Annotated in this window: 17 protein-coding genes; 13 read left to right on the forward strand and 4 right to left on the reverse strand. The window is 68.3% G+C overall.

Going from position 1 to position 18688, the window contains the following annotated elements; translation table 11 throughout:
* Positions 1 to 130 precede the first annotated feature (130 nt).
* Complete coding sequence (locus tag QRN26_RS17620; protein WP_162239328.1) at positions 131 to 814, reverse strand: lysoplasmalogenase; 684 nt, start codon at positions 812 to 814, stop codon at positions 131 to 133.
* A 137-nt stretch (positions 815 to 951) separates the two neighbouring features.
* Between QRN26_RS17620 and thrS the strand changes: the two genes are divergently transcribed.
* The 12 genes from thrS to QRN26_RS17680 all read left to right on the forward strand — a co-directional run bounded on the left by thrS (position 952) and on the right by QRN26_RS17680 (position 13969).
* Positions 952 to 2919: a threonine--tRNA ligase gene (gene thrS / locus QRN26_RS17625; protein ID WP_502927727.1), complete on the forward strand. Its 1968-nt coding sequence runs from the start codon at positions 952 to 954 to the stop codon at positions 2917 to 2919.
* On the forward strand, positions 2916 to 3476 hold the full coding sequence (locus tag QRN26_RS17630) for an HIT family protein (protein ID WP_285037744.1): 561 nt from the start codon (positions 2916 to 2918) through the stop codon (positions 3474 to 3476). The genes thrS and QRN26_RS17630 overlap by 4 nt, the downstream gene beginning before the upstream one ends.
* 99 nt (positions 3477 to 3575) lie before the next feature.
* On the forward strand, positions 3576 to 4481 hold the full coding sequence (gene pdxS / locus QRN26_RS17635; protein ID WP_285037745.1) for a pyridoxal 5'-phosphate synthase lyase subunit PdxS: 906 nt from the start codon (positions 3576 to 3578) through the stop codon (positions 4479 to 4481).
* 42 nt (positions 4482 to 4523) lie between these two features.
* A complete protein-coding gene (gene pdxT / locus QRN26_RS17640) occupies positions 4524 to 5120 on the forward strand; it encodes a pyridoxal 5'-phosphate synthase glutaminase subunit PdxT (RefSeq protein WP_285037746.1) in 597 nt (198 codons plus the stop codon).
* Between the two features lie 97 nt (positions 5121 to 5217).
* Entirely contained in the window at positions 5218 to 5979 is a 762-nt protein-coding gene (locus QRN26_RS17645) for a YebC/PmpR family DNA-binding transcriptional regulator (protein WP_056005840.1), read from the forward strand.
* A 94-nt stretch (positions 5980 to 6073) separates the two neighbouring features.
* Positions 6074 to 6706 (forward strand): crossover junction endodeoxyribonuclease RuvC, encoded by a 633-nt coding sequence (gene ruvC, locus QRN26_RS17650; RefSeq protein ID WP_285037747.1) that lies wholly within the window; start codon positions 6074 to 6076, stop codon positions 6704 to 6706.
* Positions 6703 to 7329 (forward strand): Holliday junction branch migration protein RuvA, encoded by a 627-nt coding sequence (ruvA, locus tag QRN26_RS17655; RefSeq protein ID WP_056005833.1) that lies wholly within the window; start codon positions 6703 to 6705, stop codon positions 7327 to 7329. The genes ruvC and ruvA overlap by 4 nt, the downstream gene beginning before the upstream one ends.
* Positions 7326 to 8357, forward strand: coding sequence for a Holliday junction branch migration DNA helicase RuvB (ruvB, locus tag QRN26_RS17660; RefSeq protein ID WP_056005830.1), 1032 nt, complete (start codon positions 7326 to 7328; stop codon positions 8355 to 8357). The genes ruvA and ruvB overlap by 4 nt, the downstream gene beginning before the upstream one ends.
* 72 nt (positions 8358 to 8429) lie before the next feature.
* Complete coding sequence (locus tag QRN26_RS17665) at positions 8430 to 8810, forward strand: preprotein translocase subunit YajC (RefSeq protein ID WP_056777498.1); 381 nt, start codon at positions 8430 to 8432, stop codon at positions 8808 to 8810.
* 64 nt (positions 8811 to 8874) lie between these two features.
* Positions 8875 to 10626 carry a protein translocase subunit SecD gene (secD, locus tag QRN26_RS17670; RefSeq protein WP_056777496.1) on the forward strand — a complete coding sequence of 584 codons (1752 nt, stop codon included), beginning with the start codon at positions 8875 to 8877 and terminating at the stop codon, positions 10624 to 10626.
* Positions 10626 to 11666, forward strand: coding sequence for a protein translocase subunit SecF (gene secF / locus QRN26_RS17675; RefSeq protein WP_056005822.1), 1041 nt, complete (start codon positions 10626 to 10628; stop codon positions 11664 to 11666). The genes secD and secF overlap by 1 nt, the downstream gene beginning before the upstream one ends.
* Before the next feature lie 47 nt (positions 11667 to 11713).
* Positions 11714 to 13969 carry a RelA/SpoT family protein gene (locus tag QRN26_RS17680; protein ID WP_056005819.1) on the forward strand — a complete coding sequence of 752 codons (2256 nt, stop codon included), beginning with the start codon at positions 11714 to 11716 and terminating at the stop codon, positions 13967 to 13969.
* On the opposite strand, the gene QRN26_RS17685 is transcribed toward QRN26_RS17680, so the two are convergent.
* From QRN26_RS17685 to QRN26_RS17695, 3 genes are all read right to left on the reverse strand, one after another.
* Entirely contained in the window at positions 13956 to 14633 is a 678-nt protein-coding gene (locus QRN26_RS17685) for a hypothetical protein (RefSeq protein ID WP_285037748.1), read from the reverse strand. The genes QRN26_RS17680 and QRN26_RS17685 overlap by 14 nt on opposite strands.
* A 94-nt stretch (positions 14634 to 14727) precedes the next feature.
* Positions 14728 to 15957: a DUF349 domain-containing protein gene (locus QRN26_RS17690; RefSeq protein ID WP_502927731.1), complete on the reverse strand. Its 1230-nt coding sequence runs from the start codon at positions 15955 to 15957 to the stop codon at positions 14728 to 14730.
* 133 nt (positions 15958 to 16090) lie between these two features.
* Positions 16091 to 16897, reverse strand: coding sequence for a peptidylprolyl isomerase (locus tag QRN26_RS17695; protein WP_235526733.1), 807 nt, complete (start codon positions 16895 to 16897; stop codon positions 16091 to 16093).
* Between the two features lie 161 nt (positions 16898 to 17058).
* Here QRN26_RS17695 and QRN26_RS17700 point away from each other — a divergent pair, with 161 nt between their 5' ends.
* Entirely contained in the window at positions 17059 to 18504 is a 1446-nt protein-coding gene (locus tag QRN26_RS17700; protein WP_082455756.1) for a replication-associated recombination protein A, read from the forward strand.
* Positions 18505 to 18688 lie beyond the last annotated feature (184 nt).

Below are 18688 nucleotides of genomic sequence, written 5' to 3' on the forward strand. Positions count from 1 at the left end.
TAGCGCGCTTCCCTGACACGGAAGAGGTCACTGGTTCGATCCCAGTATCGCCCACAGGAACACGAAGGGCCCGAGCTATCAGCTCGGGCCCTTCGTCGTTGAACCCCCGACGCACGGGTCGGGTGTCCGCTCAGACGGAGACGACCGACCGTTCGCGGCGGCGCAGGATCTCCGCGACACCCCACACGATGAGGCCCTGGCCCGCAGCGTAGGTGGCCATGATGATCTCGTCCGCCGCCCAGACCGTCACGGCGGGGACGAAGCGGTCGAGCCCGATCAGCGAGTCGGAGACCAGGAACAGCGCACCGCCGACGGCGATCGTCGGCGTCGTCATCGTCGACGCCGCCGCCATGGCCCCGATCACGACGGCGTAGAGGACGACCGCCGGATACAGCGCCCCCATGTCCTGCTGGCTGAGCAGTGCGATGCCGGCGACGAGCCACACCAGGTACACGAGCGCCCAGGCGGGCGGACGCTTCCTGGTCCGCAGATGCCGCACGAAGAGGACGACGTAGCCGGCCTGCGCGAGCATGAAGAACAGGATCCCCACACCGAACGCGAGTTGCCCCGGAACCATGAGCGCGATGTCGCCCGCCCAGCTGCAGAGGATCGCGACGAGCGCGGTGACCGCAGCGGCCGTCAGTCGTCGGATCGACCAGACGAGCGCCAATGCGAGGACGAGCATGATGAACGGCTTGGTGAGGAGCGACAGCCACTCCTGGCCGGCGGCGAGGGCGACGATGTGCACGAGTGCGACCGCGGGGAGCGCGGCGAAGAGCGCGGTCGCGGCCCCGGTCCTGTGCCCAGCCGTCATCAGCGCCACCCCCGTCACGTCGTAGGCCTTCACTCTAGCGATGCGGCCGAGCGTGAACCATGGCCGCAGCGTCCCGTCGTCGCGGACGACGATAGGCTTGCACGGCCAAGGTTTCACCTGAGAAAGAGAGATCATCCGTGAGTGACGGGTTCGCACTGTTCACCGACCGATCCGTGGTCGCCATGCGCGTCAACGGCGAACTGAAGGACCTCGCGGCCACCGTGACGGAGACGGACACCGTCGAACCGGTCCACCTCGATTCGCCGGACGGTCTCAGCATCCTGCGCCACTCGGCCGCACACGTGCTCGCACAGGCCGTGCAGCAGATCGACCCGCATGCCAACCTCGGCATCGGTCCTCCCGTCACCGACGGCTTCTATTACGACTTCGACGTCGCCGCACCCTTCACGCCCGAGGCGCTCAAGGTGCTGCAGAAGACGATGGAGCGCATCATCCGTCAGGGCCAGCGGTTCGTGCGCCGCGTCGTGACCGAGGACGAGGCGCGGACGGAACTCGCCGGGGAGCCCTACAAGCTCGAGCTGATCGGCCTCAAGGGCGGATCGGCGGCCGACGACGAGAACGTCGAGGTCGGCGGCGCCGAGCTCACCATCTACGACAACGTCGACCCGAAGACGGGGGAGACGGTCTGGAAGGACCTCTGCCGCGGGCCGCACCTCCCGAACACCCGCATGATCGGCAACGGCTGGGCCCTGACCCGCCTCGCCGCCGCCTACTGGCGGGGGAGCGAGAAGAACCCGCAGCTGCAGCGCATCTACGGCACGGCCTGGGCGACGAAGGACGAGCTCCGCGCCTACCAGACCCGGATCGAGGAAGCGGCCAAGCGCGACCACCGCAAGCTCGGTGCCGAACTCGACCTCTTCAGCTTCCCGGAGGAGATCGGCTCCGGTCTCGCGGTGTTCCACCCCAAGGGCGGCATCATCCGCAACGAGATCGAGAACTACATGCGCGAGCGTCTGCTCGCATCCGGCTACGAGCTGGTCAACACCCCGCACATCACCAAGGGGCACCTCTTCGAGGTCAGCCAGCACCTCGCCTGGTACAAGGACGGCATGTTCCCGGCGATGCACCTCGACCAGGAGGTCGACGCCGACGGTCACGTCACCCGCCAGGGACAGGACTACTACCTGAAGCCCATGAACTGCCCGATGCACAACCTGATCTACCGTGCACGCGGCCGCAGTTACCGTGAGCTCCCGCTCCGGCTCGCCGAGTTCGGCACGGTCTACCGGTACGAGAAGAGCGGGACGCTCTCCGGCCTGACCCGCGTCCGTGGGCTCACGCAGGACGACGCCCACATCTACGTGACCGACGACCAGGTCAAGGAGGAGGTCGGGCGTCAGCTGCAGTTCGTCCTGGAGACCCTCCGCGGGTACGGCCTCGACGACTTCTACCTCGAGCTCTCGACGAAGGACCCCGACAAGTACGTCGGCACCGACGAGGTCTGGGACGAAGCGACGGAGACCCTCCGGGAGGTCGCGATCGAATCCGGTCTCGAGCTCGTGCTCGATCCGGCCGGCGCCGCGTTCTACGGCCCGAAGATCTCCGTGCAGGCCCGCGACGCGATCGGCCGGACCTGGCAGCTGTCCACCGTGCAGCTCGACTTCAACCTGCCCGAGCTCTTCGAACTCGAGTACACGGCGGCAGACGGCACGCGGAAGCGCCCGGCGATGATCCACCGGGCGCTGCTCGGCTCGATCGAGCGCTTCTTCGCGATCCTCCTCGAGCACTACGCCGGAGCGTTCCCGGTGTGGCTCGCCCCCGTCCAGGTCGTCGGCATCCCCGTGTCCGAGCAGTACGAGGAATTCCTCGGCGGGGTCGTCGCCGAGTTGCGCTCGTCCGGCGTCCGCGCCGAACTCGACGCCTCCGACGACCGGATGCAGAAGAAGATCCGCAACCACACCAAGGCCAAGACCCCGGTGCAGCTGATCGTGGGCGAGGAGGACCAGGCCAACGGCGCGGTGAGCTTCCGCTTCCGCGACGGCACCCAGGAGAACGGTGTGCCCGTCGCCGACGCGGTACGTCGGATCCGAGCCGCCATCGCGGCGAAGCTGCAGGTGAACACCGCATCGGATCTGCCCGCATGACCTCGGGCACGGATCCGGAGTCGGTCGAGTCGATCGACACCTCCCACCTGGTGGGCGTCCCGGACGCGTTCCAGCGTCTGTGGACGCCCCACCGGATGGTGTACATCAAGCAGGGTCAACCTTCCGACGACGGCTGCCCGTTCTGCATCGCACCGACCCTCGACGACGAGTCCGCGCTCATCGTGCACCGCGGAGAACACGCCTTCGTGCTCCTCAACCTGTTCCCGTACAACTCCGGGCACCTGCTCGTCTGCCCGTACCGCCACGTCGCGATGTACGACGACGCGACGCCTGCCGAGGTCGCCGAGATCGGCACTCTGACGCAGACGGCGATGCGGGTCCTCCGATCGGTGTCGAACAACGACGGCTTCAACCTGGGCATGAACCAGGGTGCGGTCGCCGGCGCCGGGATCGCCGCCCACCTCCACCAGCACATCGTCCCGCGCTGGGCGACGGACGCGAACTTCTTCCCGATCATCGCCCAGACCAAGGCGCTCCCGCAGCTCCTCGGCGACGTGCGCCGATCCATCGCGGAGGCCTGGCCGACGTCCGGCTGATCCGCCGGGGCCCATCCGGTCGAGACCGCTCGAGCCCAAGTCCAATTTCCGGCCGTTGGACGGAGCATCGCCAAGCCACTCGGGGCTACGCTCGCCACCATGACCGACAGCAGCACGACCACTGGACAGCACGGCTCGAACCGCGTGAAGCGAGGCCTCGCCGAGATGCTCAAGGGCGGCGTCATCATGGACGTCGTCACCGCCGAGCAGGCCCGCATCGCCGAGGACGCCGGGGCCGTCGCCGTGATGGCCCTCGAGCGCGTTCCCGCCGACATCCGCTCGCAGGGTGGCGTTGCTCGGATGAGCGACCCCGACCTCATCGAGTCCATCATCGCCGAGGTGTCCATCCCGGTGATGGCCAAGGCCCGCATCGGCCACTTCGTCGAGGCGCAGGTACTGCAGGCGCTCGACGTCGACTACATCGACGAGTCCGAGGTGCTGAGTCCGGCCGACTACGTCAACCACATCGACAAGTGGAACTTCGACGTCCCGTTCGTCTGCGGTGCGACCAACCTGGGCGAGGCGCTGCGACGGATCACCGAGGGCGCGGCGATGATCCGTTCGAAGGGGGAAGCGGGCACGGGCGACGTCTCCGAGGCGACGAAGCACATCCGGAAGATCCGCTCGGAGATCGCGAGCCTGTCGTCGATGTCGAAGGACGAGCTCTACGTCGCCGCCAAGGAGCTGCAGGCTCCCTACGACCTCGTCGTCGAGATCGCCGAGACCGGCAAGCTGCCCGTGGTGCTGTTCACCGCCGGCGGCGTCGCGACCCCTGCCGACGCCGCGATGATGATGCAGCTCGGAGCAGACGGCGTCTTCGTCGGCTCAGGCATCTTCAAGTCGGGCAACCCCGCGCAGCGTGCGGCGGCGGTCGTCAAGGCGACGACGTTCTTCGACGATCCAGCCGTCATCGCCGAGGTCTCGCGCGGACTCGGCGAGGCGATGGTCGGCATCAACGTCGCCGACCTCGCGGCCCCGCACCGGCTCGCCGAGCGTGGCTGGTAGCGGCTTCCCGGCGCTGCGCGACGCCTCGGCCCAGGTCGAGCGATGACGACGCGACCACGGGTGGGCGTCCTCGCGCTCCAAGGGGACTTCCGCGAGCACGCGGCGGTGCTCGAACACCTCGGAGCGGACGTCAGGCTGGTCAGGCGTCCGTCCGAGCTGTCGGGTGTCGACGGACTCGTCCTCCCCGGTGGCGAATCGAGCGTCATGGAGAAGCTCGCGCGTGCCTTCGACCTCGTCGACCCGTTGCGCCAGGCGATCGCCGAGGGACTGCCGGTGTACGGCACCTGCGCCGGCCTGATCCTGCTGGCGGATCGCATCCTCGACGGCATCGCCGGGCAGCACGGTCTCGGCGGACTCGACGTGTCCGTCCGCCGCAACGCCTTCGGCTCGCAGCTCGACTCCTTCGAGACCGAGCTGCGCATCCCGGTCCTCGGCGAACCCCCGGTGCACGCGGTCTTCATCCGCGCGCCGGTCGTGGAGGAGGCGGGTCCCGGCGTGACGCCACTCGCCTCGTTACCGGACGGCCGGATGGTCGCCGTCCAGCAGGGGCGACTGCTCGGCACCTCCTTCCACCCGGAGGTGACCGGGGACACCCGCTTCCACGCCTACTTCCTCGACACGGTCCGTTCGGCCGTTTGAGGCTCGGGTGCGGCACCGCCGCGACGCGCACCGTGATCGCGAGTTCCGGGCCGCTGGCCTAGACTGGTCAGGTTCTTTTCACGCAGTTAGGGAGCACATGTCCGGACACTCCAAGTGGGCCACGACCAAGCACAAGAAGGCGGTCATCGACGGCCGTCGCGCGAAGTCCTTCGCCAAGCTCATCAAGAACATCGAGGTCGCCGCCAAGATGGGCGGTGCAGACCTCGCGGGCAACCCGACGCTGCAGGACGCCATCCAGAAGGCGAAGAAGACCTCGGTCCCGAACGACAACATCGACCGCGCCGTCAAGCGTGGCGCCGGCCTCACCGGCGAGGTCATCGACTACACCACGATCATGTACGAGGGGTACGGTCCGAACGGCGTCGCCCTCCTCGTCGAGTGCCTCACCGACAACAAGAACCGAGCCGCAGCCGACGTCCGGACACTGATGTCCCGCAACGGCGGCACCATGGCCGACCCGGGCTCCGTCGCCTACAACTTCCAGCGCAAGGGACTCATCGTCGTCCAGGCCGAGGGCACCACCGAGGACGACGTCCTCGCCGCGGTGCTCGACGCCGGTGCCGAGGAGGTCAACGCCGAGGCCGAGACCTTCGAGGTCGTCACCGAGCCGAGCGACATGGTCGCGACCCGCACGGCGTTGCAGGAGGCGGGCATCGACTACGACTCGGCCGATGTCGCCTTCGTCCCGAGCCTCAAGGTCGAGATCGACGCCGACACCGCCCGGAAGGTCTTCAAGCTGATCGATGCGCTCGAGGACAACGACGACGTCCAGAACATCTACAGCAACTTCGACCTGACCCCCGAGGTGCAGGCCGAGTTGGAGTCCGACGACGAGTAGCACCTGTCCCGACCGGGCGCCCGCGTTCGAACGGATGTACGACACTCCGTCTCGAGTAGCCGGTACCCGCCCGAGGCTCGCTTAGGGTCGGAGCATGACTCTGCGTGTCCTCGGCATCGATCCCGGCCTGACCCGATGCGGGGTGGGCGTCGTGGACGTCATGCCGGGACGGAAGGCCACGATGGTGGAGTACGGCGTCATCCGCACCGACGCGCACGCGCCTCTCGAACAACGGCTGCTGCTGATCGCTCAGGGCATCGCCGAGGCGATCGAACGTACGTCGCCGACCGCCATGGCCGTCGAACGGGTGTTCGCGCAGCACAACGTCCGGACCGTCATGGGCACGGCCCAGGCGAGCGGCCTGGCGCTGCACGCCGCGGCCGCGAACGGGATCCCCGTCGGACTGCACACCCCGAGCGAGGTCAAAGCCGCCGTGACCGGGTACGGACGCGCCGACAAACTCCAGGTGCAGACGATGGTCGCGCGGATCCTGGGTCTCGACGAGCTGCCCAAACCGGCCGACGCCGCCGACGCCCTGGCACTCGCCATCTGCCACGCCTGGAGACCGGTCGTATCGACCGCCGCGACACCGGCCGGTGCATCACCGCGGGGGAGCGCCGCGCTCACCCCGGCGCAGCTCGCCTGGGCTGCTGCGGAGCGGGGCGGGGGTCCACGCGAGGCGGCGGTCCGAGCCCGCGCCGCCCAGAGCCCTAGGCTGGAAGCATGATCTCCTCCCTCCGTGGCACCGTTCTGAGCGCGGTCGGCAACCTCGTGGTGGTCGAGGTCGGCGGGGTCGGCTTCGCGGTCCAGGTGACCCCGGCGCACGCGCTGTCGCTGCGCGTCGGCTCCGAAGCCCTGCTCTCCACCACCCTCATCGTCCGCGAGGACTCGCTGTCCCTGTTCGGCTTCCGGTCCGCAGAGGAGCTGTCGGTCTTCGAACTCCTCGTCAGCGTCACCGGCGTCGGCCCGAAGTCGGCGCTCGGCGTGCTCGAGGCCCTCACTCCCGAGCAGATCGCGACCGCCATCGCCGCCGATGACGACGCGCCGTTCCGGAAGGTCTCCGGCATCGGCCCGAAGACCGCCAAACTCATCACCCTCTCGCTCGCCGGCAAGCTGCGCGTCACCCGCACGGCCCCGGAGGCTCCGGCCACCACAGTCAACGCCGCCGCGGTCGCCGATCAGGTCGTGACGGCCCTCATCGGCCTGGGATGGCCTGAGAAGACCGCGACCCAGGCGGTCGTCGAGGCCTCTGCCGAGGCGAGCGCAGCCGATCTCTCCGCGGTGCCGTCGCTCATCCGTCTCGCCCTCGGGAGACTCGGACCGGCGCATGCCGGAGGCCGGACCTCGTGACGGACACCCCCGAAGACCTCACCAACCCGGCATCCGAGTCCGACGCGGAACTGGCGTTCGAAGGCGCACTTCGTCCGCGATCGCTCTCCGAGTTCGTCGGGCAGTCCAAGGCCCGCGGGCAACTGCAGCTGCTCATCACCGCCGCCGGCATGCAGAACCGCACGCCGGACCACATCCTCCTCGCGGGTCCGCCCGGACTCGGCAAGACGACGCTCGCCATGATCGTCGCGCACGAGACGGGCAAGCCGCTTCGACTGACCAGCGGCCCGGCGATCCAGCACGCCGGAGACCTCGCCGCCGTCCTGTCATCCCTGACGCCGGGCGAGGTCCTGTTCATCGACGAGATCCACCGCATGGCCCGGCCGGCGGAGGAGATGCTCTACCTCGCGATGGAGGACTTCCGCATCGACATCATGGTCGGCAAGGGTGCCGGCGCGACGAGCATCCCGCTGGAGCTCGCTCCGTTCACGCTCGTCGGCGCCACCACGAGGTCCGGACTCCTGCCGAACCCGCTGCGTGACCGCTTCGGGTTCACCGCGCACCTCGAGTTCTACGACGAGCCGGAACTCCAGCAGGTGCTCCACCGGACGGCGGACATGCTCGGTCTCGACATCGATGCCCGCGCGGTCGAAGAGATCGCCGGTCGGTGCCGGGGAACCCCTCGGATAGCGAACCGGCTGTTGCGTCGGGTCCGCGACTACGCGCTCGTGCATGGCGGCCGTGCCGACCTCGACACGGTGCGGGCAGCCCTCGAGCTCTACGACGTCGACGCCCTCGGCCTCGACCGTCTCGACCGCTCGGTGATGGAGGGCATGTTGGACCGTTTCGCCGGGGGCCCGGTCGGCCTCAGCACCCTGGCGGTCTCCGTGGGTGAGGAACCCGAGACGATCGAGTCCGTCGTGGAGCCGTTCCTCGTCCGGATCGGCCTCATCACGCGGACACCGCGGGGCCGTGTGGCGACGCCGTCGGCCTGGCGCCACTTCGGCAGAACACCTTCCCAGCCCGGCGCCACCCTCGATGGCCTATAATTTCCCTTTGGCGGTGCGTTCCCAACGTCTCCCGCCCTCAATCTCCTCTGGAAGGTTCCCATCGTGGATGCAATGACCCTCGTCCTGTTCGGCCTCGCCGGCGTCATGATCGTGTTCATGATGGTGAGCAACAACAAGCGGAAGAAGCAGGCCGCGGAGACGGAGCAGAAGCTCCTCCCGGGTGCAGAGGTGCTCACCGGCTTCGGCGTGTACGGCACGCTCATCTCCATGGACCGCGACGCCCGGAAGGCCGACGTCGAGATCGCTCCCGGGGTCATCGTCACGATCGACCCGCGCTACGCCGGTGCCGTCGTGCCCCCGGCCGTCTCCGAGACCATCGAGGACGCTCCGGTCGTCGAGTCGATCCCGGACGACGCCGCAGGCATCGAGACCAAGGCCGAGTACGGTCAGCGCGTCGAGGACTCCTCGAAGCCCCAGAAGAGCGACGACTAGTCCCAATCCCTTCCCGGGCAGGCGCCGTCGTGCGTCTGCTCGCAGAGAAAGCTGAGTTCCGAGTTTGGCAAAGTCGACTCCGGTCAAGAAGGCGTGGCGTTCGCTCACGTGGCTTGGCGTAATCCTCATCGGTTTGTTCGCGATCAACGCGGCCGGAGTCCTCTGGGGGAACAGTTCCTGGGCGCCCAAGCTGGCCCTGGACCTCGAGGGTGGCACGCAGATCATCCTGGCGCCGAAGCTCGAGTCCGGCCAGACGGTCTCGAACGAGCAGCTCAACCAGGCGGTGGCCATCATCCGGCAGCGTGTGGACGCTTCCGGTGTCTCCGAAGCCGAGATCACCACGCAGGGCCAGAACGTCGTCGTCGCCATCCCCGGCACGCCCGACGAGGCGACGCTGCAGCGCATCCAGTCCTCGGCGAAGCTCGAGTTCCGGCCGGTCCTGACGTCGCAGCAGTTGACGCCCGGCCAGCCGTCGAACACCTTCATCGGAGAGGACGGCGCCTCGACGCCGTACCCGACACCCGACCCCGGTCTCGAGAGCACCCCGACGGCCGCCCCCACCGACGCGAGCGACCTCTCCCAGGTCACGCCGGCCCTGTACGCACAGTTCCAGGCGTATGACTGCGCCGCCGAGGCCGATTCGCTCGACGCCACGGCAGCGCCGGCAGCGGAACCGCTCGTCACCTGCGACGTCGACGGCACGTTCAAGTACGTCCTCGGTCCCGTCGAGGTGTCCGGTCAGGACCTCTCGGACGCGAGCGCCGGCATCAAGACCACGCAGAACGGTGCCAGCACCGGCGAGTGGGCCGTCTACCCCGTCTTCAACGAGCAGGGCACGAAGCTCTTCGCCGACGTCACCGGTCGACTCACCGCGCTGCAGAGCCCACAGAACCAGTTCGCGATCGTGCTCGACGGCAACGTCATCTCCGCACCGCAGTCCCTCGCGGTCATCTCCGACGGCAAGCCGGAGATCAGCGGGTCGTTCACCGAGGAGTCCGCGAAGACCCTCGCCGACCAGCTCAAGTTCGGCGCGTTGCCCATCAGCTTCGTGGTCCAGAGCCAGGACACCATCTCGGCGACCCTCGGGTCCACGCAGCTCGAGAGCGGATTGATCGCCGGGCTCATCGGACTCATCCTCGTCGTGATCTACACCCTGTTCCAATACCGGTTGCTGGGTACCGTCACGATCGCCTCGCTCGTCGCCGCCGCGGTCCTGACGTACATCGTGATCCTGCTGATGTCCTGGCGACAGGGCTTCCGACTGTCGCTCGCCGGCATAGCGGGGTTGATCGTGGCCATCGGGTTCACGGCCGACTCGTTCATCGTCTACTTCGAGCGCATCAAGGACGAGCTTCGCGACGGACGCGGGCTGGAGTCCGCCGTCGAGGCCGGATGGAAGCGTGCGAAGCGCACCATCTATGCGGCGAAGGGCGTCAACCTCCTATCCGCCGTCGTGCTCTACGTCCTCGCCATCGGCAACGTCCGTGGGTTCGCGTTGACCCTCGGCGTGACGACCATCATCGACGTCATCGTCGTGCTGCTCTTCACGCACCCGATGATGCAGCTCCTCGGGCAGACGAAGCTGTTCAACAGCGGCAAGCCGTTCACGGGCCTCGACCCGTCCGCGCTCGGGGCGATCTACCGCGGCCGTGCCGAGTTCCGCAAGCCGACGGGCGTCCCCGGCGTCAAGGCCTCCTCCAGCAGCCGTGAGGCGGCGAAGCGGCAGACGATCGCGGAGCGGAAGCAGGCCGCCCTCGTGGGCGGCGGTGCAGAGACCAGATCAGACGATCTGCCGACCGATGGGAAGGACTCCTGATGGGTGCGTTCGCACGGTTCGGAAACGAGCTCTACACGGGCAAGCGCTCCTACGACTTCGTCGGTAAGCGCAAGATCTGGTACACGATCGCCATCATCGCGGTCGTCGCCTCCATCCTGATCCCCGTCGTCAAGGGCGGCTTCAACTTCGGCATCGAGTTCCGCGGTGGTTCGCAGTTCCAGATCGCCGACGTCGAGAGCACGGACCAGACCCTCGCCGAAGACGCGGTCTCCTCCGTCGTCTCCGGCGCGACGACCCACGTGACCGTCGTGGGTGGAGACGCCGTCCGCGTCCAGACCGACCAGCTCGAGAACGACAAGGTGACCCAGCAGGTGGCGGCAGCACTGGCCGACGCCTACGGGGTCGAGCAGTCCGACATCACCAGCTCGTTCATCGGGCCGTCCTGGGGTCAGGACGTCTCCAAGCAGGCGATCGTCGGCCTGATCGTGTTCCTGGTGCTCGCAGCGATCCTCATGGCGCTGTACTTCCGGACCTGGAAGATGTCGGCCGCCGCCCTGCTGTCCCTCATGCACGACCTCGTGATCACGGCGGGCGTGTACGCGGCGACCGGGTGGGAGATCACCCCGGCGGCCATGATCGGCTTCCTCACCATCCTCGGCTTCTCGCTCTACGACACCGTGGTGGTGTTCGACAAGATCCGCGAGAACACGACGCTCGACGCCGATGGTGCCGCGCGGACGTTCGGGGAGTCCGTGAACCTCGCGGTGAACCAGACCCTCGTCCGCTCGATCAACACGGGCGTCGTCGCTGCTCTCCCGGTCGCCGCGATCCTCTTCTTCGGTGCGTTCGTGCTCGGAGCGGACACCCTCCGCGACATCTCCCTCGCCCTGCTCGTCGGCATCCTCGTCGGCACGTACTCGACGATCTTCGTCGCGGCGCCGCTCTACGCGAACTTCCGACACAACGAGCCCCGCATCGCCAAGCACGACAAGCGCGTGCTGCAGGCGCGCGAGCGGGCCCAGGGATCGGAAGCCGCCGACGGCGAACAGACGGAAGCCGACGCGCCGCTGGCGCGTTGACCTGACAGCGACGAACAACCGCGTGCACGGACGCAGGGAGGCCTGAGATGGCGGACACCACGACATCCTCGACGGCCTCCCTGCGCCGTCTCGTCCCTCGGATCTTCTCGAAGGCGCAGCCTGCAGGAGCCGTCGACACGCTCATGCGGACGGTGCGCCAGCACCACCCGAAGGCGGACCTCGCGCTCATCGAGCGCGCGTACACGGTGGCGGAGCGGGCCCACTCGGGTCAGAAACGCCAGAGCGGTGAGCCCTACATCACCCACCCGGTCGCCGTGTCGCAGATCCTCGCAGACCTCGGTATCGGCCCGAAGACCATCGTCGCCGCACTGCTGCACGACACGGTCGAAGACACCGAGTACTCGCTCGACCAGTTGCACGCGGACTTCGGCGACGAGGTCGCGATGCTCGTCGACGGAGTGACGAAGCTCGACAAGGTCAAGTACGGCGACAGCGCGCAGGCTGAGACGGTCCGGAAGATGATCGTCGCGATGTCGAAGGACATCCGGGTCCTGATCATCAAGCTCGCGGACCGTCTGCACAATGCCCGCACCTGGGGTTTCGTCCCCGCGGAGAAGGCGGCGAAGAAGGCCACCGAGACGCTCGAGATCTATGCGCCGCTCGCCCACCGGCTCGGTATCCAGGCGATCAAGTGGGAGCTCGAGGACCTCTCGTTCGCCGTGCTGTACCCCAAGCTGTACGCCGAGATCGAGTCCCTCGTGAAGCAGCGGACGCCGCAGCGCGAGGAGTACGTGCAGCACGTCATCGACGCCGTGAACGAGGACCTCAAGGCGCAGAAGATCCGTGGCAAGGTGGCCGGCCGTCCCAAGCAGTACTACTCGATCTACCAGAAGATGGTGGTGCGAGGCCGCGAGTTCGACGACATCTACGACCTCGTCGGCATCAGGGTGCTCGTCAACTCGCTGCGCGACTGTTACGCGGTGCTCGGCTCGATCCACGCGCGGTGGACGCCCGTCCCCGGTCGGTTCAAGGACTACATCGCGACGCCGAAGTTCAACCTGTACCAGTCGCTGCACACGACCGTCGTCGGCCCCGGCGGCAAGCCGGTGGAGATCCAGATCCGGACGAACGAGATGCACCAGCGTGCCGAGTTCGGTGTCGCAGCGCATTGGAAGTACAAGGAGCGGATGAACAGCGGGAAGACCGCGACCTCCGCTGAACCCGACAACTCGATGGCCTGGCTCGCGCACATCTCGGACTGGCAGGCCGAGACCGCCGACCCGGGGGAGTTCCTCGACTCGCTGCGCTTCGAGATCGGCGCGAAAGAGGTCTACGTCTTCACCCCGAAGGGTCGAGTCGTCGGGCTCCCCGCGGGCGCCACGCCGGTCGACTTCGCGTACGCGGTCCACACGGAGGTCGGCCACCGCACGATGGGTGCCCGGGTGAACGGTCGACTCGTGCCGCTCGAGAGCTCGTTGAACACCGGTGACGTCGTCGAGGTGTTCACCTCGAAGAACCCCGACTCCGGTCCGAGCCAGGACTGGCTGAACTTCGTCAAGAGCCCCAGGGCGCGCAACAAGATCCGTCAGTGGTTCACCAAGGAACGCCGGGACGAGGCGATCGAACAGGGTCGCGACGCCATCGCGCGTGCCATGCGGAAGCAGAACCTGCCCCTGCAGAAGCTGATGAACCAGGACTCCTTCGCGGAGGTCGCGGCGCAGTTGCGCTACGAGGACGTCACCGCGCTCTACGCCGCCGTCGGCGAGGGCCACGTCTCGACGCAGTCGGTGCTCGAGAAGGTCGTCGCGCTGCTGCAGAAGGATGCAGACAGCGAGCACGCGGAATACACCGTGCCGGTCCGTGGGAGCCGACGCGAGCGGCTGCAGAACAGCGACTCCGGTGTCCTGGTGCTGGGTGCCCCCGACATCCTCGTCAAACTCGCCAAGTGCTGTACGCCGGTGCCGGGGGATGAGATCGTCGGGTTCGTCACCCGAGGGTCCGGCGTCTCCGTCCATCGGGGCGATTGCCACAACGTGCAGAGCCTCCTGCAGGAGCCGGAGCGCATGATCGACGTCGAGTGGGCGCCGTCGTCGAAGAGCGTGTTCCTCGTGCAGATCCAGGTCGAGGCCTTGGACCGTGCCGGCCTGCTCTCGGATGTGACCCGGGTGCTGTCCGAGTACCACGTCAACATCCTCTCCGCGACGGTCAACACCTCGAGCGATCGTCTGGCGATCAGTCGTTTCGTGTTCGAGATGGGCGACACCACCCACCTCGATCGCGTCCTCAACGCCGTCCGGCGCATCGACACCGTCTACGACGTCTACCGCGTCAACGGCGGCTGAGCGGGAGCGACCACGAGGCGAGTTCCCCGGCGGTCGGTTCGAGACCGGGGAGCATGACCTCGGTGGCGCCCGACACGACCCGGAGGATCCGCGAGCCACCGAGGACCCGCGGGACCGAGCGGACCCAGGCGACGACCTCCTCAGGGCTGGTCAGTCCGAGGAGGAAGTAGTTGCGGATCGTGGCCAACGCCGGCTCGGCGTCCGCACCGGTCCGCCGCGCCAGGTCGGCCACCGTGCGGGTGGGCGTCGTGACCCGCAGCGGGCCGCACGGCTCACTGTCGTCCGGCCGCAAGGACACCTGACGGAGCTGCACCCGTGCCACTCGCCGACTCCGGCGGTCCGGCGTCACGAACCCCGTGTGGATGCGGGGTGCGACCAGGGCTGCGCCGTGGAGCCAGGCGGCACTCGTCTCGGCGATGGTCGCGCCGTCCAGACCCGACAACCGTGTCAGGACCGCGGCGCGCAAGCGGACCGTGTCGGGTTCGTCGACACTGCAGTAGCCGTCTTCGAAGGCGAAGACCTCGCCGTCCAGGCGGGCGGCGGTGAACTCGGCGACCGAGAGCTCGGGCGGCTGCAGGTAGACCGCCAGGCGCCCGGAATGCACCGCGCTCGTCGAGCTGGTCTGGGTTCGGCCGGGGGAGCGCGTGGGAGGTGCCGTGGACATACGACGATCCTCCTGCAGCGGGGCTGCTGCAGGAGGATCGTCCGATGGATCTGTGGAGAACGCGACCGGAGGGCGGGGCGTGGAGTGGATTCGCTCAGCGGATCGCGCCGAGCCACGCCTTCCGTGCGTCGAGGGCTTCGATGGCCGCCGTGAGCCGGTTGGCGTCGCCGGAGGCACGAGCAGCCTCCACCTCGTCCTCGAGCTTGGCGATGGCATCGGCGAGCTGGCTCGCGAGCCCTTCGGTGCGGGCCTTCGTCTCCGGGTTGTTCCGCTTCCAGTGCTCGTCCTCGAGCTGCTTCACATGCGACTCGACCTTGCGGAGTCGATCTTCGACGACCCGCACCTGCTCGCGGGGGACCTTGCCGATCTCGTCCCAACGACGCTGGATGTCGGTGAGCGCCTTGCGGGCAGAATCGCGGTTCGTGTTCGACAGGATCGGTTCGGCCTCGGTGAGCAGCGCGAGCTTCAGATCGAGGTTGCCCTGGAACTCCTCGTTGTCGCGTGCGTCGATCTCAGCCTTGGCACCGTAGATCGCGTCGCCGGCGGCCTTGAACTTGGCCCAGAGCGCGTCGTCCTGACGCTTCCCGGCACGGGGGGACTGCTTCCACTCGTCGAGCAGGCTGCGGTAGGGCGGGATGCCGTCGGCGCCCTTCGCGATGAGTTCCTCGGCGCGCTCGACCAGCTTCTGCTTGATCGAGCGGGCCTCCTTGTGCACCGAGTCGAGCTCGGTGTAGAACGCACGTCGGTGCTGCTCGATCGCCGCGCGGGCGGTCCTGAACCGCTTCCACAGGTCGTTCGCGTCGTTCTTCGGGAGTCGTGGTCCGTCGTGCTGCTGGCGCTGCCACTCGGCGAACAGTTCGTCGAGTCGGCTGGAGGTCTGCTTCCACTGCACGCGTGCGGGATCCTGCTGCGCGAGCTGTTCGGCCTCCTCGACGATGGTGAGGCGGGCTCGGACCGCCTCGTCGAGGGCCGCCTTGCTCTCCTGGCTCTGGGCCTCGGTGAGCTCGGTCACCGTGCCGTCGAGGGCAGCGAGGCGGGTCAGGAGGGCCTGCAGGTTGCCGACCGCGTTGGCCGATTCCACCTGCTTGGTGATCGACTTGACCGCCTTGGCGACGTCGGCTGCCGGGGCACCGCGCTTGGCGCGCTGTTCGAGCAGCGTCACCTGCCCGGCGAGATCGGTGAACTTCCGTTCGAAGTAGGCGAGCGCCTCCTCCTTGGAACCGTCGGGATACTGGCCGACCACTCGCTCGCCGTCCGCCTCACGGACGTAGACGGTACCGTCGTCGTCGACACGGCCCCACGGTTCGATCTCTGGACTGGTCACGCGCATCACCCTTGCTGTGTGTTGACCGCCGTTGATGGCGATCGTGATCGATCCACAAGCCTATTACCCCGAGCCGAGCTCGGGGAGACCGCTTGCGCCGGTCGGTTCCGTCTGGTGCAGGTTACTGCACCGGCTACTGCACCGTCACCGAGGTGATCGTGGCCGGCACCGCGGGCTTGCCGTCGCCGCTGCCGTCAGCGACGCCACCGGACACGACGCCGGAGACGAGCTGGTCCAGGCCGCTCGTGATCTGCCCGAGGACGGTGTACCCGCCCGCGGCGTCCGACGGGATGGTCGAGTCCTGGTAGACGAGGAAGAACTGTGAGCCGTTGCTGTAGCCGTTCCCGCCCTGACGGGCCATCGCGATGGTGCCGGCCGGGTAGACGTCGTCCGTCGGGGCGTTCTCGACCGGGCCGTAGCTGTACCCGGGGCCCCCGGTGCCGGTGCCGTCCGGGTCGCCGCACTGGAGGACGTAGATCCCGCTCGTCGTGAGACGGTGGCACGTCACGCCGTCGTAGAAGCCGGACTGCGCGAGGGAGATGAAGGACGACACGCCCTGCGGTGCGCACGCGCCGTCGAGGGTCAGGTTCATGACGACGTCGTTGATCGTCATCTCGCCGGTCCAGTCCCGATCCTCGGCGACCGTGGTCGCGGGCACCGTTCCCGTGTTCGCGCCGTCGGTCGCGCCGGTCACGCCGCACGCTCCCGCCTCGGCGGTGGCGGTCGGCGTCGCCACCGGGGCCCCCGGGCCGCCGGCGAAGAAGAAGACCTGTGCGGCGGTGGCGCCGGCCAGGACGAGGACGAGCGCCGCGGCCGCGATGACGTTGTCCCGCACCCGCCGCTTCGAGCGGTGCTCATGCACGGTACGACGGGCGTTGTAGGCACGCAGCCGTGCGCGTGCTGCGCGTGCCTCTTTGTCCGGACCCTTGCTCGTTGCCACGTCGTTCCCTCCAGATGCCGTCGCGGTGAGCGGCGGCATCGCGCTGTCGTCTGGCGTCCCGCCTGCGGCGGGCTGCCCAGGAGAACCTTACGGGGACGGCTCCACGCGGACCAAACGACGCTGCGTGGAACCGTGTCCGAGGCTGCGGCTAGCCTGGAGGAATGTTCAGTCGAGGACCCGGCATCGCCGGCGCACCGGTCCCACTCGCCGTGCGCATGCGCCCTCGCAGCCTCGAGGAGGTCGCCGGTCAACAGCACCTGTTGCGCCCGGGTTCACCGCTCGTCCGACTCGCGAGCGACCGGGAGGGGACGCAGGCGGCCGTGTCGGTCATCCTCTGGGGCCCGCCGGGCACCGGTAAGACGACCCTGGCGCAGGCGATCGCCCACAGCTCGGGCCGACGCTTCGTCGAGCTCTCGGCGGTCACAGCAGGGGTGAAGGACGTCCGTCAGGTCATGGAGGAGGCGATGTCGAGCCGCGACCTCTACGGCAGCTCGACCGTCCTGTTCCTCGACGAGATCCACCGCTTCACCAAGGCGCAACAGGACGCCCTGCTGCCGGGGGTGGAGAACGGCTGGGTCATCCTCGTGGCCGCCACGACCGAGAACCCGTCGTTCTCCGTCATCTCCCCGTTGCTCTCCCGGTCGCTCCTGCTCACGCTCGAGCAGCTCAGCGACGACGACCTGGGCATCCTCATCGACCGCGCCGTCACCGATCCACGTGGCCTCGCCGGTCGCTTCACGGTCACCCCCGAGGCGCGGGCCGCGATCATCCAGCTCTCCTCCGGCGACGCCCGCCGAGCGCTCACCGCGTTGGAGGCGGCGGCCATCGCGGCCGACTCCGACCTCGGTGCGGCAGTCGACCCGGACGAGCTCGATCTCGACGACGTCGGCCTCCTGGACGTCGGCGACGAGGATGACGAGGACGAGGGAACGTCGGACGCGGGTGATGCAGGTGACGCGGCACCGCGCGGTCCCGTCATCACCGACGAACTCGTGTCCCAGGCGGTCGACCGCGCTCTGCTGCGATACGACCGGAACGGCGACGAGCACTACGACGTCATCAGCGCGTTCATCAAGAGCATCAGGGGTTCCGACGTCGACGCCGCGCTGCACTACCTGGCACGCATGATCGAGGCCGGGGAGGACCCGCGCTTCATCGCGCGCCGGATCATCATCTCGGCGGCCGAGGACATCGGCATCGCCGACCCGCAGGCGCTGCCGATCGCGGTCGCGGCGGCCGACGCCGTCCAGTTCATCGGCATGCCGGAGGGCAGGATTCCGCTCGCCGAAGCCGTGGTGTACCTGGCCACGGCGGCGAAGTCGAACGCGGCCTACGTCGCGATCGACCGGGCTATCGCCGACGTCCGCGCCGGAGCGTTCGGGCGCGTACCCAAGCCCATGCGCGACGCCCACTACGCGGGCGCCAAGCGTCTCGGACACGGCAAGGGCTACCGCTACCCGCACGACCACCCGATCGGTGTCGTCGCCCAGCAGTACCTCCCCGACGAGCTCACCGAGGTGCGCTACTACGAGCCCACCGACCACGGTCACGAGCGCGACATCTCGGCGCGGTTGGACAAGCTCCGCAAGATCGTCCGAGGCGAGTGAACCACCCGCGTCGGCGTCCGGCTGCCGAGGTCACCTCGTGCTAGTATTGATCCGCCTAGAACCGGTGTGACTGCGCGGCTGCTCGATCACCGTGTTCGACGGGCGTGTTCTGTAGCCGAACAGCCCCGGCGGACCCCTCTGACTTTGTCCGGTGTGATTCCGGATCACCGGCGCGTTCTCGCGT

Source organism: Plantibacter sp. ME-Dv--P-095 (assembly GCF_030209365.1).
Taxonomy (GTDB): Bacteria; Actinomycetota; Actinomycetes; order Actinomycetales; family Microbacteriaceae; genus Plantibacter.